Source organism: Flavobacterium panici (genome assembly GCF_024499525.1).
Taxonomy (GTDB): Bacteria; Bacteroidota; Bacteroidia; order Flavobacteriales; family Flavobacteriaceae; genus Flavobacterium; species Flavobacterium panici.
Window position 1 is genome coordinate 5,073,870 of sequence record NZ_CP100437.1, and the last position, 15,647, is coordinate 5,089,516.

Below are 15,647 nucleotides of genomic sequence, written 5' to 3' on the forward strand. Positions count from 1 at the left end.
CTTATATATCGTACAGAATCTCAAAAGATCTTGAAACTAAAGATACTTGTACAGAAATTTAATAAAAGAAAGAATGAAAAATCATATAACCAAAATCGTGACCTTCGCCATTCTGATCACGACATTAATATCCTGTAAAGTTTCGAAGGATATTGAAACTCCAAAAGATGCATTTCCTGAAAATTTCAGGAATGCATCAACTTCGAGTGATACAACAAGTATTGCTGATGTGGAGTGGAAAAATTTCTTTACAGAAAAAGATATTATCAAATTGATCGACAGCGCCGTTGCGAGAAACAACGATTTGCAGATTGCCGAAAAGAACATTGAAATTGCACAATACAGATTTACACAATCAAAATGGGGAAATGTACCTCAGGTTAATTTATTTGTAAATGCAAGTACAAGCAATCCGTCTGACAATAGTTTTACAGGATTGAACCTAAACCAGGCAATTGGTGCTAAACATATCGACGATTATTCTGCCGGAGCTTCACTTTCGTGGGAAGCAGATATCTGGGGAAAAATCAGAAATCAGAAAAAAGGCGCTTATGCAGGATATTTACAATCTGCAGAAGTTAAAAAAGCATTGCAGACCAATATTGTTGCCAATGTTTCAAGAGGATATTACAACCTTTTAATGCTGGATGCACAATTAGAAATTGCCAGACAAAATCTAAAATTAAATGATAGTACAACTAATATTATCAAATTAAAATACGATGCTGGTCAGGTAACTACGTTGGCGATTCAACAATCTGAAGCACAGAAATTAAATTCAGCGCAATTGATTCCGTTATTGGAACAAAACATTGCGATTCAGGAAAATGCCTTAAGTGTTTTAACTGGTTCTTTTCCGAATTCGAAAGAAAGAACAATTAAATTAAGTGCGATTGAAGTTAAAAACAATACCGCTATCGGAATTCCATCTTCATTAGTAAGCAGAAGACCTGATGTAAAAAGTGCTGAATTAGCTCTTAAAGCGGCAAACGCAAATGTTGGAATCACAAAAGCGGATCTATATCCAACTTTAAGAATTACAGCTCAAGGCGGCGTAAACTCTTTTGAAACCAGCAATTGGTTCAACATTCCGGCTTCATTGTTCGGAACTGTTGCAGGAGGTTTAACACAACCGCTTTTGAATAACAAAAGAGTAAGAACTCAATATAATATTGCTGTCGCAGAAAGAGAAAAAGCTGTTTTAAGTTTTAGACAATCTGTTTTGGTTGCTGTAAGCGAAGTTTCTGATGCTTTAGTTAAAGTAGAGAAATTACAACAACAGGAAACTTTCTTGAAAGAAAAAGTAAAAACTTTACAGCAAGCAATTAAAAATGCTAACCTTTTATTCAAAAATGGTATGGCAGAATATCTTGAAGTTTTAACCGCTCAGGCAAATTTATTGCAAAGCGAACTGGAACTTGCTGATGTTAAAAGACAACAACTTACAGCTAATACTGAATTGTACCGCGCTCTAGGCGGAGGCTGGAAATAATACCCTGTTACATTACCCGTTAATTATTTATTTTTTGAGAGGAAAACGCTGTGAGACTTAGGTTTCATGGCGTTTTTTAGTTTTTTTTTTGCCACTAAGGCACTAAGGCGCTAAGTTTTTTTAAGTTTCTCGCAGATTTTGCAGATTGACCAGATTTTTTTTATGCCACAGATTACTCAGATTAAAAGGATTTTTATCTGCTTAATCTCCAAAATCTGCGAGAGCTTTTTTATTCTCATTTTTTGTCAGTCTGAGCGAAGTCGAAGCCCTCGCAAAGACATACTTTCTGTCTCATACAAGTCAAAAAAGAAAACTTTGCGCCTTCGCGCCTTTGTGGCAAATAATCTAAAATCAAAAAACTTGTCCCAAATGCCCCTAAAATAGTCGTAAATAACTATTTCATGAAAAAACAAGAATAGTATATTTGTAATACATTAACTAATAACTATTTAAAATATACCACATGAAAAAAGCAAAAATTATTTTTTGGATTGCAACTACTATTATTTTTCTATTCGAAGGCGTTATGCCGGCTTTGACTTCCCAGTCTGAAATGGCTAAAGAAGGAATCAGACATTTAGGTTATCCTGAGTATTTTGGAAATGCATTGGTGATTTTCAAAATTCTGGGAGTTCTCGTTTTAGTAATTCCGTCTGTTCCTAAAAATGTAAAAGAATGGGCTTACGCCGGATTTGGTTTCGATTTTATATTTGCTTCTATAAGTCATTTTGCGGTTGATGGCATTAACTTTCAAAGTTTCTTTCCGTTAATCTTTTTAGTGATTTTGGCAATCTCATATATCTATTATCATAAAATCGAGCGATACAAAAATATTGCTTTGTAAAACATTCCTGCGATGATAGAAGTTTTTAAAACAAATGTTCAGGAAGTTGAGCAATCAGTAATGATTGTTGGGAAACTTCTTGAACATTTCCCAAACAGCATCGTCAATTTTGATCTCGAAGACTGCGATAAAATTCTTCGGGTTCACGCTGCTTCTATTGCAAACCATAAAATAATTGAACTTCTAAATTCGCATGGTTTTCATTGCGAAGCACTTCCGTAAATTCACAATTTATTGATTTACAAAATATTGCAATAAAAATCGTACTTTTGAGATACTAACATCTAAACCATAAAAAATGAATTTACCTGCAGAACATCAAACCGTAATGCCTTACCTTATCCTGAAAGGCGCATCGCAATTTATAGATTTTACAAAAAATGTTTTCGGAGCTTCAGAGACACATTCGAAGGCAGTCCGCGAAGACGGAACCATAATGCATGCCGAAATCACTTTAAACGGAAGCACAATTATGGTAACCGATGAAACCGAAGACTGGTCAAAACAAACGGCTAACTTATTTGTTTATGTTCTTAATGCCGATAAAACCTACCTAAAAGCATTAGAAAACGGCGCCGTTTCTTTAATGGGATTAAGCGATCAGGATTACGGCAGAACCTGCGGCGTAACAGATCCTTTTGGAAATGTCTGGTGGATTACTTCCGTAAATTAAACTTTAAAAATCAATAATATGAAGACAGACGTTCAAAAAGATATTGTTGAAACATTCAAAAAATTAAATGATATTCTATCAAAATTTTCTGAAAACGAATTAAATCAGGTTCCGTTTCAAGGAAGCTGGACTCCCGGACAAGTTGTGCAGCATATTATTTTAGCCTGTTCCGGATTTCCCGAATTATTTGCCGGAAATACGGAAAAAACAACCCGAAAACCCGACGAAAAAATTAAAGATATTGAAGGGCTGTTTTTAAACTTCAACATAAAAATGGATGCTCCTGTATTTCTGAAACCTGAGAAAAAAGAATACAATAAAAATGCATTAAACATAGAATTACTCAGACTTGAATCTGAGTTATTAGATTGTGCCGAAAAATACGATTTAACCCTAACCTGCTTAGATTTTCAGGTTCCGGGCTTTGACAAATTCACCATGTACGAATGGATTGATTTTGCATTAGTTCACACCCAAAGACATACGCATCAATTAAATTCTATTTTTCAACACATAACTAAGCTTTAAATTAATGATATCAAAATCTAAAACTATTTTATTCTCTGGTTTACTGGCAGGAACTTTAGATATTCTTGCGGCAATATTAGTTTACTCTGTTATATTACATCAAACAACTGCCGAAAAAATTCTCCAGTCTATTGCAAGTGGCATTTTTAAACAGCATGCATATACAGGCGGCACACAAATGGTTTTCTATGGTTTATTACTGCATTACTTTATCGCATTTGCTTTTGCCTATTTTTATTATAAGATATATCCGCACGTTCCTATTTTGAAAAAGAATATTGTTATTTCGGGAATTGTCTATGGAATTTTTGTCTGGATTGTAATGAACCTTATTGTGCTTCCAATTGTATTTCCAAAACTTCCATCAAAAGAATTTGATCTTCCCTTAATCATTTCTGTTTTAATTTTAATCGTCTGCATTGGTTTGCCAATTGCTTTTGTAACTAAGAAAAGTTATGAGTTATGAGTTATGAGCTTAACGCAATAATTTTAACGCAAAGCACGCTAAGATTTTTTGAAAGGCTGCATTTTCAATGCTAAAGTTCGCAAAGCTTTGTGTTCATCATGCTTTGCGAACTTTGAGTTTTAGTAAAAAACTAACTTATTAAAAATCTTAGGGTGCTTTGCGTTAAAACTATCTTAGCGTGCTTTGCGTTAAAATTATAAGTATAGATTAAAAACAAAAAAAAAGCGAAATCAACACAACAGTTAATTTCGCTTTTTTTAATAAACTTGAAATTTTAAACTCTTGATCTTCCGCTTATTAATGAGATAATAAATAAAACTAAGAATATAAAGAATAAAATTTTTGCGATACTAGCGGCTCCGGCAGCAATTCCTCCAAAACCAAAAATTCCGGCTACTATAGCTAGAATAATAAATGTGACTGTCCAACGTAACATAATATTAAAATTTAAGTTATAAAATGTGACTTTTACAAGTCTGATTTGTTTGTCTCTCAAAGTTCTCTTTTACTTACAAAAACAATTAACTCAAACGGTATATTTATTATCGCAATCCATTACAAATCATAAATTTATCAGCCTCTTTTAGAATTTTGGCCTCAACGTTATACAATTCCCATCCAAAAGCTTTAGAGTTAATTTTTTGATCGATTGAGTTAATTACCGCTGCGTTCCCAAGGTAATTTTATTCAAAATTAAAAACTGGCTCAGTTGAATCTTATAAAAGATACTGTTATATAAATTAGGTATTTTTCTTAACAAAAAGTCATTTTTAATAGTATAACATTATTATGGTGTCGCCAATAAAAAATTGTGGCGGCTACTTTGAACCTTGACGACTTATTAACAGAACTAAAACAGAATCCCCATGAAGAAGATATCAAATAAATCGAAAATTGTTTTTCTTTCAACATTTCCTCCAACACAATGTGGAATAGCAACTTATACTCAGGATACGATTAAAGGAATTACCGACATTTTTGGTAAATCAATAACTTGTGAAATTTGTGAATTAGTAGACAATCCAAAGACAAATTCGACACAGGCCTTTACATTAAACACAAAAGAAAGAGCAGAGTACACAAAAGTTGCCGAAGAAATTAATAAAGATAAAAATGTGAAACTAGTTCACATTCAGCATGAATTCGGTTTGTTTGGCGGTAATTATGGTGATCATTTACTAGATTTTTTAAATGCAGTAAAAAAACCTATAACCTATACTTTTCACACCGTTATTCCAAACCCGAATAACGAATTGAAAACTTTTGTAAAATTACTTTTGAGCTACAGCAATTCTGTTTTTGTAATGACAAATCAGTCAAAAGAAATTTTAATACAAGACTACAACATTGACGAAGATATAATTACAACAGTGGCGCATGGAACGCATATTGTAATTTATGAAGAACCGGCACAAGCAAAAGCAAAATTTGATATTCAAAACAAAATTGTACTCTCAACTTTTGGACTTTTGGGCGAAGGAAAAAATATCGAAACAGGTTTACAGGCTTTGGCAAAAATTGTCGAAAAAGAACCAAATGTATTGTATTTAATTATTGGCAAAACACACCCTAATTTAATTAAAGACGGAGTTGATACTTATAGAGATAAACTGGAAGCACTTGTTGACGAATTAAATTTACACAACAATGTTCGTTTCATTAATCAATATTTAGATACAGATGAACTTTTAGAATATTTAAAAGCAACTGATATTTATTTGTTTACTTCAAAAGATCCAAACCAAGCTGTAAGCGGCACTTTTGCTTATGCAATGAGCTGTGCCTGCCCTATGGTCGCATCAAAAATTGCACATACAAAAGAAGTTTTAACTTCAGACTGTGGTGTTCTCGTTGATATTGGAAATGTGGATCAATTTGCAGAAGAAACCTTAAAATTGATTTCTGATGAAAATTTAAGACGTGAAATGGGAATCAATGCATTCACTAAAATGAGAGCTTCATCTTGGGAAAATGCCGCATTAACACTCATGAATACTTATAAAAAGTTAATCGAAAACCCATCAGATGTAAAATACAGTTATCCTGATATTCAGTTAAGACATATTAAAAGATTAACTACAGATCTTGGAATTATTCAATTTAGTAAAATTTCAGTTCCGGATCTGGATTCCGGTTATACTTTAGATGACAATGCCCGCGCTTTAATCGCATTTTGTGCACACTATAAATTAACCAGGGACAAAGACGATCTTCCGTATATTTTAATTTATTTGGATTTTATTGAAAGATGCCAAAAACCAAAAGGAAATTTCATCAATTATGTTGATCAGGAAAACCGTGAACATATTGAGCAAAATGCCGAAGTTAATTTAGAAGATTCAAATGCAAGAGCAATCTGGGCTTTAGGAACTGTAGTTTCAAATTCAGATATCCTTCCTGAAAACATTTCTAAAAAAGCAGCAAAATGTTTCCTTAATTCCTTAAAATGGGCAGAAAATATTCAATCGCCTCGTTCTATTGGTTTTGCAACAAAAGGATTGTATTTGTATCATAATGCTGTTCCAAATTTATATGTGGCAGCCATTATCAATAAGCTAAATGCAAAACTGCTGGCAAATTACGAAGATACAGCTACTGAAGACTGGCAGTGGTTTGAAAATTATTTAACGTACGGAAACGGAATTCTGCCAGAATCTATGTTGTACGCATATTTAATTACAAACAAACCAGTTTACAAAAAAGTAGCCTTAGATTCATTAGATTTCTTATTGTCGAAAACATTTGTTGACGGGAATTTTAAAGCAATCTCAAATCAAAGCTGGTATCACAAAGGTTCAGAACCACAGGAATATGGAGAACAGCCAATTGATGTTACCTATACAATTCAGACATTAAATGCTTTTTATAACACATTTGAAACTCCGGAATACAGAAAGAAAATGAAAATTGCATTTAACTGGTTTTTAGGAAAAAATCATTTAAATCAAATTATGTATAATCCCGTAAGCGGCGGCGGTTACGACGGTCTTGAAAAAAACAATGTAAACTTAAATCAAGGAGCAGAATCAACCGTATGTTACTTAACCGCAAGATTAATAATGGAAAAATTTGCTCATGACGAATCTAAAGTTATTCCTTTAAATAAATTGAGAACCGGAGTAGCGATCAATTCTTAAAAAAATTATAGAAAAATTCCAATTGAAAAATTCCAAATTCCAAAGTTGGGATTTGAAATTTAAAATTTGTAATTTTATAACGTAATAGACTGACCAAAATTCTATTAAACCCGGAAAATCCCTTTCTTAATGAAAGGGATTTTTTGTTTACAGCAATAATTAATCTTAAAAATAAATTAAATAAATTTGCCTATCTACTAATAGGTAGTATCTTTGTCAAAAAAATTACAGCCATGACAACACGGGAAAATATTATAGAAAAAGCAGATCAGTTTATTCGAAACAAAGGCTACAATGCTTTTAGTTTTAAAGATATTTCAAATGATATTGGCATAAAAACCGCTTCTATTCATTACCACTTCCCTACTAAATCTGATCTTGGCGTAGCGACCATAAAAGAACATATTGCCAGAACAGAGGCTTTAAAGAAAAGAGTAGCCAATGAATCTCCTCTAATAAAACTGGAAGCTTTTTTAGAGATACAGGCACAAATAAAAAAAGAAAATAAAGTCTGCATTGTAGGTTCACTAGCAACAGATTTAAATACGCTCGACGAATCCATAAAAACAGAACTGCAGGGTTTTGCACAAATCGTAATTACCTGGCTGACGGAAGTTTTAATTGAAGGAAAAGAACTCAAAATATTTGATTTTGAAATGGAACCAAGAACAAAAGCCATAATGATTATAACCAATATGGTTGCGATTGTACAGCTTTCAAGACTTACTAACGATAGTGATTTTGACTTGGTAAGACAAACAATATTAACAGAATTAAGACCTAAAAAATAATGAAAAGAGTTGTAGTAACAGGATTAGGAGCAGTAACTCCTATTGGAAATAATGTTCAGGAATTTTGGAATTCATTAATTAACGGAGTCAGCGGTGCTGCTCCTATAACAAGATTTGACACCACACAATTCAAAACTAAATTTGCATGCGAGGTTAAAAACTTTGATGCTTCGGCTATTTTTGAAAAAAACGAAATCAGAAAATACGATCTTTTTACCCAATACGCATTGTACGCCGCAGACGAAGCCGTAAAAAATGCCAATATCGATTTTGATTCTTTAAATAAAAACCGAATTGGAGTGATATGGGGCTGCGGCGATGGCGGTATTTCAACTTTTGAAGAACAAATTGGAGAATATAAATTAGGAAATTGCACACCAAGATTTAGTCCGTTTTTTATTCCGAAAAGAATTGTGAATATAGCTTCAGGCGTTATTTCTATTAAATACGGACTTCGCGGCATTAACTATACAACGGCTGCAGCCTGCTCTGCCAGCAATACCGCCATTATAGATGCTTTTAATTATATTCGTTGGGGAAAAGCAGATATGATGATCACCGGCGGTTCTGAAGCTTCGGTTACAGAATCTTCAATTGGCGGTTTTAACGCTTCAAAAGCATTGTCTACCTTAAATGATGATTACAGCAAAGCTTCACGTCCTTTTGATGCAACAAGAGACGGATTTGTTTTGGGCGAAGGAGCCGGCGTTGTGATATTAGAAAGCTACGAACATGCTGTAAAAAGAAACGCAGTAATTCTAGCCGAAATTGTAGGCGGAGGTTTAGCAGCAGATGCTTACCACTTAACAGGAACACATCCTGAAGGTGAAGGTGCTGTTTTAGGAATGGAACTTGCGCTTGAAGAAGCCGGAATTTCTCCAGATCAAATTGATTACATTAATGCCCATGCAACTTCAACTCCTACCGGAGATTTAAGTGAACTTAAAGCTGTGGAAAAAGTATTTGGTGCAAATCCTAATGCGAATATCAGTGCTACAAAATCAATGACCGGACATTTACTTGGCGGTGCCGGAGCAATTGAAGCGATTGCATGTATAAAAGCGGTTCAGGAAAATATTGTTCCGCCAACAATAAATACACAAGATGTAGAACCGGAATTTGCAGATAAATTTAATTTGACACTTGGTAAAGCACAATCCAGAGAAGTGAATTATGCGATGAGCAATACTTTTGGTTTTGGAGGTCACGTTGCCAGTTCCATCTTTAAAAAATTCGAAGAATAAAAAATTACAAATATTTCATTTAAAAAAGGGGTTGCTCAATTATTGAGACAGTCACATTTATTATATATGTTTTTTTGTTCCGTAGGAACATTTCATCGGTAGAAAAATATATTGTTATTATTATTTACGTTCCGTAGGAACGTTTGATACGCCAGATATTAAAAATGATTTCAAAATCAAACGTTCCTACGGAACGTAAATGTCGCTGATTTGCATTTTTTTCTACCTACGAAACATTCCTATGGAATGATAACTGGATATACAAATAGAGCTGTCTCAAAATTTAGAGCAGCCCATTCTATTTTATATTTTTTCATGTTCCATAGGAACATCTCGTCGGTAGAAATAATATTGTTACCATGATTTACGTTCCCTAGGAACGTTTGATACGCCCAGATTATTAAAAAACGATTTCAAAATCAAACGTTCCTAAGGAACGTAAATGTCGTTGATCTGCATTTTTTCTCTACCTATGAAACATTCCTATGGAATGATAACTGGATATACAAATAGAGCTGTCTCAATTATTGAGACAGTCACATTTATTATATATGTTTTTTTGTTCCGTAGGAACATTTCATCGGTAGAAAAATATATTGTTATTATTATTTACGTTCCGTAGGAACGTTTGATACGCCAGATTATTAAAAATGATTTCAAAATCAAACGTTCCTACGGAACGTAAATGTCGCTGATTTGCATTTTTTTTCTACCTACGAAACATTCCTATGGAATGATAACTGGATATACAAAAAGAGCTGTCTCGATTATTGAGACAGTCACATTTATTCTATATGTTTTTTTGTTCCGTAGGAACATTTCATCGGTAGAAAAATTATATTATTATTGTTTACGTTCCGTAGGAACGTTTGATACGCCAGATTAAAAACGATTTCAAAATCAAACGTTCCTACGAAACGTAAATTTGGTTGATCTTTATTTTTTTCTACCTACGAAACATTCCTATGGAATGAATAACCGGATACATAAAAGGGCTGTCTTAAAATTGAGACAGCCCTTTTGTTTTCTATAGAATTCCTGTAACGCAGCATTCATAAAAATATTGTGATTTTATGAAAATTATATAAGCCTCAAAAAAAGTTGTGTAAAGTATTTTAACAAGTATAGAAGTAACTTTCATATATAATTTAAAAAGTACCATAAACTGTTAAATAATTGATTTTCAAATTACACCTAACTATAAAAACTAAACATTTTGATTCTCAGCCTAAAAAATACATTCGCACAAATTGGAGACGCAACATTGTTTGCCAAGAGGTTTTTTAAGGAGGTTTTTGTTCCTCCTTATGAGGCTAAAGAGTTTTTGAAACAATGTTACATCATCGGTTACAAGTCATTGCCTTTGGTGGCAATTACAGGTTTTATTATGGGATTAGTGCTCACGCTTCAATCCAGACCAACTTTAGTGAAATTTGGTGCCGAAAGCTGGCTTCCCGGAATGGTGGCACTGTCCTTAATTAGAGAAATTGCACCCGTTATTACGGCCTTAATCTGCGCCGGAAAAATTTCGTCGGGAATTGGAGCCGAATTAGGTTCTATGAAAGTAACGGAGCAAATAGACGCTATGGAAGTTTCGGCTATTAATCCTTATAATTATTTGGTCGTAACGAGAATTTTAGCCTGTACGTTAATGGTTCCGCTATTAGTAATTTTTGCTGATGCAGTTGGAATTGTTGGCGGTTACGCCGGAATAAACATTCACGGCGACGTTAATTTCTATCGCTATTTAACGCAGATTATTCAGTCTTTAGAATTCTCAGATCTAATTCCGGCAACGGTAAAAACTTTCTTCTTTGGCTATTTCATCGGAATGATTGGATGCTATAAAGGATTTAATGCCGCAAACGGAACAGAAAGTGTGGGACGCGCTGCAAACTCTGCCGTAGTTACAGCTTCTTTAAGCATATTTATTATTGATATGGTGGCAGTACAATTAACCGATTTAATTTATTTGAAATGATTAAAGAAGAAAAAAATATCGAACCAAAATCAAAAGATAAAAAAAAGACTCCAATCATTGTGATTAAGGATTTACATAAAACTTTTGGCAAAGATAATACGGTTTTAAAAGGCGTAAGTCTTACCGTAAATAAAGGAGAAGATTTAGTGATTTTAGGGCGTTCCGGTTCAGGGAAATCGGTAACCATAAAATGTATTGTGGGCTTAATTGTACCTGACAAAGGCGAAATAAAAGTTTTTGACGAAGATTTACTTGCTCTTTCTAAAGACGAATTAAACAAAATGAGAGTCAAAATTGGATTCTTATTTCAAAGTGGCGCCTTATACGATTCTATGTCGGTTAGAGAAAATCTTGCTTTTACGCTTCGTGCACACAAAAGAGATTTAACCGAAGAAGAAGTAGAAAAAGAAGTTCTGGAAGCACTTGAAAGTGTGGGTTTAGGCGATGCAATCGAAAAAATGCCTGCAGAATTATCAGGCGGAATGAGAAAAAGAATTGGTTTAGCAAGAACCCTGATTTTAAAACCGGAAATCATTTTGTATGATGAACCTACAACGGGTTTAGATACCATTACATCAAGAGAAATCAGCGAATTAATTCTGGATATCAAAAACAAACAAAAAACATCATCAATCATTATTACGCACGATATGGCCTGCGCCAAATTAACTGCCGACAGAATTATGGTGCTTAAAGACGGCGTAATTCACGCCGAAGGAACCTACGAAGAATTAGAAAAAGACGAAGACGAATGGGTACGCTCATTTTTTGAATAAACAGCAAAAATAAATAACTAGAAATCATGGAGAAGCAATCTGGATATACTTGGAAATTAGGAATGTTTGTAACAGTTGGGCTGCTGCTTTTTATAATGGCCATTTATTTCATCGGAAAACAAAAAAATCTGTTTGGCTCAACATTTAACCTAACCTCAAAATTTAAAACCGTAAGCGGTTTAGAAGTTGGAAACAATGTCCGTTTTTCAGGAATCAATATAGGAACCGTTGAAGAAATCAGATTAATAAATGATTCATCGGTTGTAGTATCGATGGTCATAAAAGATGAAGTCCGCGAATTTATAAAAACAGATGCGCGCGCCAGCATTGGTTCTGACGGATTAATGGGCGATAAAGTTTTAACCATTTCTCCGGGAGTAAAATCCCAGAAAATTGTTGAAAATGGCGGAGCAATTGCTTCTGTAAACGGAATAGAAATGGCTGACCTTATGAAAAGCGTTAAAAAGAGCGTTGATAATGTAGGCGTTATATCTGATGAACTTGCGATTTTCAGCCATAGTATGAATAACGGAAACGGAGCATTGGCACGATTAGTCCGCGATGATAAAATGGCAAACAGCGTTTCGAATACGCTTTCAAATTTAGAAACCGGAACAAAAGGTTTCAGCGAAAATATGGAAGCCGCAAAAAGCAATTTCCTTTTTAGAGGTTACTTTAAGAAAAAAGAAAAGGAAAAAGAAAAACAGAAAGAAGAAATAAAAGAGAAAAAAGAAGAACAGCAGGAAAAAGCGGCTAAAGAAAAAGAAGCCAAAGCCAAGGAAGAAAAAGAAAAACAGGAAAAAGCCAAAGAAGAGAAAGAAAAGCAAGACAAGCAAAAAGCTGAAGAAGCCAAGAAAGAGGCTGAAAAGAAATAGTAAAACTCTACGCCATGAAAACTTCGTTTAAAAATATAAGCCTTAAAATACTCAAATGGACGGGAATAGTAATAGCAGGAATCCTGCTGTTACTTTTTTTGGTTCCATTACTATTTCCCGGAAAAGTAGCCTCAGAAGTTAAAAAAATTGCCAACGAACGTTTAGACACAAAACTCGAGTTTTCGAAATCTAAACTTTCGTTTTTTACCCATTTCCCATCGCTTACTGTTTCACTTGATGATATATCGATGACAGGTTCTAAACCTTTTAGCAATGATACTTTACTAAAAGCTGATCAGGTTGCGTTTGGGATAAATTTAAAAAGACTGATTTTTGACAGTGAAGTTAAAATCAACAAATTATACGTTTCGAATGCTTTGATAAATGTAATGGTCAACGAAAAAGGACAAGCCAATTACAATATTTATGTCGCGCCAGAAGACAGAAAAGACGAAAAAAAAGATCCAAATGCTCCCGAAGAAGGAACGGCAATAAAACTGGAACGAATTGATTTAGAAAATTGTCATGTTAAATACAATGATCGCTCGGCTAAGATTTTGGTCGACGCAAAAGGCTTTAATTATATCGGAAAAGGAAATCTAAGCGAAGATATTTTTGATTTAAATACCGATGCTAAAATTGACACCTTAGATTTCTATTATAACCGAACAGCTTATCTTAGAAAAAAAGCCGTACGCGCTGATTTAATTACCAGAATCAACACACACGCACTTTCATTTATTCTTCAAAAAAATGAATTGCAGATTAATAAACTGCCTTTAACCTTTACCGGTTTATTTACCATTTTAAGAGACGGTTATAAAATAAATATTAAAGCCGCTTCAGAAAATACAACTGTAAAAGATTTACTTTCTGTAATGCCACCGGAATATTTAACCTGGCTGGATGAAACCGAAATTTCCGGAAAAAGTGATTTGGTACTTTCTTTTAAAGGAGATTATAACGTTTCGAAAAAACAGAAACCCAATTTAGCTTTCAATCTAAAAGTTAAAGATGGAGCGATTAATTATCAAAACGCGCCCGTTCCGTTAACTGATTTTCAAATGGATTTGAACGCGATTCTGCCTTCTCTTGATACAGAACAATTATTGGTAAATCTTAGGACTTTACGATTTAAAGTAGGCGAAAAAGATTATTTCAACGCCTATTTACATAGTAAAGGGTTAAGCGAAATGAACATCAACGCAAGTGTAAAAGGTGCGCTTGATCTTGCCGTTGTCGATGCTGCAATAGGTTTAAATACTGTGGAATTAAAAGGGCTTTTAAAAACCAATATTCAGGCGAGAGGACTTTTTAGTACTTCAAAAAAATTATTTCCTAAAACAATTGGCGGTATTTCGCTTAGAAATGGCTGGCTGAAAACAGACTCCTATCCTAACCCAATTACTGATATTACTTTTATTGCCAATGTGTTGAACAAAGCCGGAACTTTTCAAGATTTGATCGTTGCCGTTGCGCCTGCATCATTTGTTTTTGAAGGAAATCCAATGTATGTAAACGCCACTTTATCTGATTTTAGTGATTTGGCTTATAATGCAAAAATTAAAGGCGAATTGAATGTTGGCCGAATCTATCAGGTATTTTCTCAAAAAGGCCTTGATGTAACGGGTTATGCAAAAGCTGATTTATCTCTTAAAGGAAAACAAAGTTACGCGACAACAGGACAATATAGTAAACTGGATAATCGCGGAACAATTCTGTTGAAAAACATAAAAGCAACATCAGAATTATTTCCGAAATCCTTTTTTATTAAACAGGGAAATTTCCGTTTTCAAAATGAAAAAATGTGGTTTGAAAAATTCTATGCATCATATGGGAAATCTGATTTTGATATTAACGGATATCTTCTCAATACGATTAATTATTTCCTTGAATCTCATGGAACTTTAAGCGGAGACTTCAACCTAAAATCAAAACTGATCAATGTTGATGAATTTATGGCACTGGAAAAAGGTGAAAATAAAGACCGAAAACTCGAAGTAGAATATGCTAAAGAAGACCACCCAAAAATGAGCGGTGTAGTTTTGGTTCCTAAAAATTTAAATGTTTCGCTTACCGCAAATGCTGATAAAGTAGAATATAACGGATTGAACTTAAATAAGCTTACCGGAAAAGTAGGGATTTCCAAAGGCGCTTTATATTTAGAAAATACCACTTTTAATATTATCGATTGTATTGTTGGCATTAATGCCGGATACAAAGATGAGACGCCAACAACAGCTCATTTTGATGCACATTTTAATGCCAAAGATTTCAGCGTTCAGCGTGCATACAAAGAAATTCCAATGTTTCATGATATGGTTACGGCGGCAGAAAAAGCGCAGGGAATTATTTCTGTTGATTATAAAATTAAAGGTGATTTAAACGGAAATATGGGACCTATTTATGAATCGCTTGAAGGCGGCGGAACTATTAATCTGCGTGATGTAAAAATTAAAGGTTTAAAATTATTTGAAGGTGTAAGTTCTAAAACAGGACAAGATGGTTTAGGCGATCCCAAAATGGAAGGAATCGAAATCAAATCAAACATTGATAATAATTTAATTCATATTGAGCCTTTTACTTTTAGTGTGGCGAGTTTTAGACCTACCATAAAAGGAACTACCAGTTTTGACGGATTGCTGGATTTACGAATGCGTTTAGGACTTCCGCCGGGCGGAATAATTGGTTTTCCAATCGTAATAACCGGAACTCATGAAGATCCTAAAATTAAAATTTTCAGTAAAACAGGGCAGAAAATTTATGATGCTGTTTATGATGAAAAGAACAATAAAGTGATTAAAAAAGAAAAAGTCAGCAAAAAGAAAACCTAATTTATT

At 33.8% G+C, this 15,647-nt stretch carries 14 protein-coding genes; 13 read left to right on the forward strand and 1 reads right to left on the reverse strand.

Going from position 1 to position 15,647, the window contains the following annotated elements; genetic code table 11:
- Positions 1-73 precede the first annotated feature (73 nt).
- From NLJ00_RS21205 to NLJ00_RS21230, 6 genes are all read left to right on the forward strand, one after another.
- Complete coding sequence (locus NLJ00_RS21205; protein WP_053474486.1) at positions 74-1,492, forward strand: TolC family protein; 1,419 nt, start codon at positions 74-76, stop codon at positions 1,490-1,492.
- A gap of 463 nt (positions 1,493-1,955) precedes the next feature.
- Positions 1,956-2,336, forward strand: coding sequence for a DoxX family protein (locus tag NLJ00_RS21210; RefSeq protein WP_053474485.1), 381 nt, complete (start codon positions 1,956-1,958; stop codon positions 2,334-2,336).
- 12 nt (positions 2,337-2,348) lie between these two features.
- On the forward strand, positions 2,349-2,558 hold the full coding sequence (locus NLJ00_RS21215) for a hypothetical protein (protein ID WP_256635324.1): 210 nt from the start codon (positions 2,349-2,351) through the stop codon (positions 2,556-2,558).
- Positions 2,559-2,634: 76 nt separating this feature from the next.
- On the forward strand, positions 2,635-3,009 hold the full coding sequence (locus NLJ00_RS21220; protein ID WP_053474483.1) for a VOC family protein: 375 nt from the start codon (positions 2,635-2,637) through the stop codon (positions 3,007-3,009).
- An 18-nt stretch (positions 3,010-3,027) separates the two neighbouring features.
- The gene (locus NLJ00_RS21225; protein ID WP_053474482.1) at positions 3,028-3,537 is read left to right on the forward strand and encodes a DinB family protein; all 510 of its coding nucleotides are present in this window, start codon (positions 3,028-3,030) and stop codon (positions 3,535-3,537) included.
- A gap of 4 nt (positions 3,538-3,541) precedes the next feature.
- The gene (locus NLJ00_RS21230; protein ID WP_256635325.1) at positions 3,542-4,003 is read left to right on the forward strand and encodes a DUF1440 domain-containing protein; all 462 of its coding nucleotides are present in this window, start codon (positions 3,542-3,544) and stop codon (positions 4,001-4,003) included.
- 274 nt (positions 4,004-4,277) lie between these two features.
- On the opposite strand, the gene NLJ00_RS21235 is transcribed toward NLJ00_RS21230, so the two are convergent.
- Positions 4,278-4,439, reverse strand: coding sequence for a DUF1328 domain-containing protein (locus tag NLJ00_RS21235; RefSeq protein WP_071638579.1), 162 nt, complete (start codon positions 4,437-4,439; stop codon positions 4,278-4,280).
- Positions 4,440-4,869: 430 nt separating this feature from the next.
- On the opposite strand from NLJ00_RS21235, the gene NLJ00_RS21240 reads away from it, so the two are divergent.
- The 7 genes from NLJ00_RS21240 to NLJ00_RS21270 all read left to right on the forward strand — a co-directional run bounded on the left by NLJ00_RS21240 (position 4,870) and on the right by NLJ00_RS21270 (position 15,641).
- On the forward strand, positions 4,870-7,140 hold the full coding sequence (locus NLJ00_RS21240) for a glycosyltransferase (RefSeq protein WP_180856754.1): 2,271 nt from the start codon (positions 4,870-4,872) through the stop codon (positions 7,138-7,140).
- A gap of 233 nt (positions 7,141-7,373) precedes the next feature.
- Complete coding sequence (locus NLJ00_RS21245; protein ID WP_256635326.1) at positions 7,374-7,931, forward strand: TetR/AcrR family transcriptional regulator; 558 nt, start codon at positions 7,374-7,376, stop codon at positions 7,929-7,931.
- Positions 7,931-9,175, forward strand: coding sequence for a beta-ketoacyl-ACP synthase II (gene fabF, locus NLJ00_RS21250; RefSeq protein ID WP_256635327.1), 1,245 nt, complete (start codon positions 7,931-7,933; stop codon positions 9,173-9,175). The genes NLJ00_RS21245 and fabF overlap by 1 nt, the downstream gene beginning before the upstream one ends.
- Positions 9,176-10,391: 1,216 nt before the next feature.
- Positions 10,392-11,156: an MlaE family ABC transporter permease gene (locus tag NLJ00_RS21255; protein ID WP_053474442.1), complete on the forward strand. Its 765-nt coding sequence runs from the start codon at positions 10,392-10,394 to the stop codon at positions 11,154-11,156.
- Positions 11,153-11,932, forward strand: a complete 780-nt coding sequence (locus NLJ00_RS21260; RefSeq protein ID WP_053474441.1) for an ABC transporter ATP-binding protein — start codon at positions 11,153-11,155, stop codon at positions 11,930-11,932. Before NLJ00_RS21255 ends, NLJ00_RS21260 begins: the two co-directional genes overlap by 4 nt.
- A gap of 26 nt (positions 11,933-11,958) precedes the next feature.
- Positions 11,959-12,807, forward strand: coding sequence for an MlaD family protein (locus NLJ00_RS21265; protein ID WP_053474440.1), 849 nt, complete (start codon positions 11,959-11,961; stop codon positions 12,805-12,807).
- A gap of 14 nt (positions 12,808-12,821) precedes the next feature.
- The gene (locus tag NLJ00_RS21270; protein ID WP_256635328.1) at positions 12,822-15,641 is read left to right on the forward strand and encodes an AsmA family protein; all 2,820 of its coding nucleotides are present in this window, start codon (positions 12,822-12,824) and stop codon (positions 15,639-15,641) included.
- Positions 15,642-15,647: the final 6 nt, after the last annotated feature.

Excerpts from the sequence above, each read along its gene's own strand:
- NLJ00_RS21230 (WP_256635325.1), top strand. The coding sequence starts at position 3,542 with ATGATATCAAAATCTAAAACTATTTTATTCTCTGGTTTACTGGCAGGA.
- fabF (WP_256635327.1), top strand. The coding sequence starts at position 7,931 with ATGAAAAGAGTTGTAGTAACAGGATTAGGAGCAGTAACTCCTATTGGA.
- NLJ00_RS21240 (WP_180856754.1), top strand. The coding sequence starts at position 4,870 with ATGAAGAAGATATCAAATAAATCGAAAATTGTTTTTCTTTCAACATTT.
- NLJ00_RS21215 (WP_256635324.1), top strand. The coding sequence starts at position 2,349 with ATGATAGAAGTTTTTAAAACAAATGTTCAGGAAGTTGAGCAATCAGTA.
- NLJ00_RS21220 (WP_053474483.1), top strand. The coding sequence starts at position 2,635 with ATGAATTTACCTGCAGAACATCAAACCGTAATGCCTTACCTTATCCTG.
- NLJ00_RS21210 (WP_053474485.1), top strand. The coding sequence starts at position 1,956 with ATGAAAAAAGCAAAAATTATTTTTTGGATTGCAACTACTATTATTTTT.
- NLJ00_RS21235 (WP_071638579.1), bottom strand. The coding sequence starts at position 4,439 with ATGTTACGTTGGACAGTCACATTTATTATTCTAGCTATAGTAGCCGGA.
- NLJ00_RS21205 (WP_053474486.1), top strand. The coding sequence starts at position 74 with ATGAAAAATCATATAACCAAAATCGTGACCTTCGCCATTCTGATCACG.
- NLJ00_RS21225 (WP_053474482.1), top strand. The coding sequence starts at position 3,028 with ATGAAGACAGACGTTCAAAAAGATATTGTTGAAACATTCAAAAAATTA.
- NLJ00_RS21270 (WP_256635328.1), top strand. The coding sequence starts at position 12,822 with ATGAAAACTTCGTTTAAAAATATAAGCCTTAAAATACTCAAATGGACG.
- NLJ00_RS21265 (WP_053474440.1), top strand. The coding sequence starts at position 11,959 with ATGGAGAAGCAATCTGGATATACTTGGAAATTAGGAATGTTTGTAACA.
- NLJ00_RS21245 (WP_256635326.1), top strand. The coding sequence starts at position 7,374 with ATGACAACACGGGAAAATATTATAGAAAAAGCAGATCAGTTTATTCGA.
- NLJ00_RS21260 (WP_053474441.1), top strand. The coding sequence starts at position 11,153 with ATGATTAAAGAAGAAAAAAATATCGAACCAAAATCAAAAGATAAAAAA.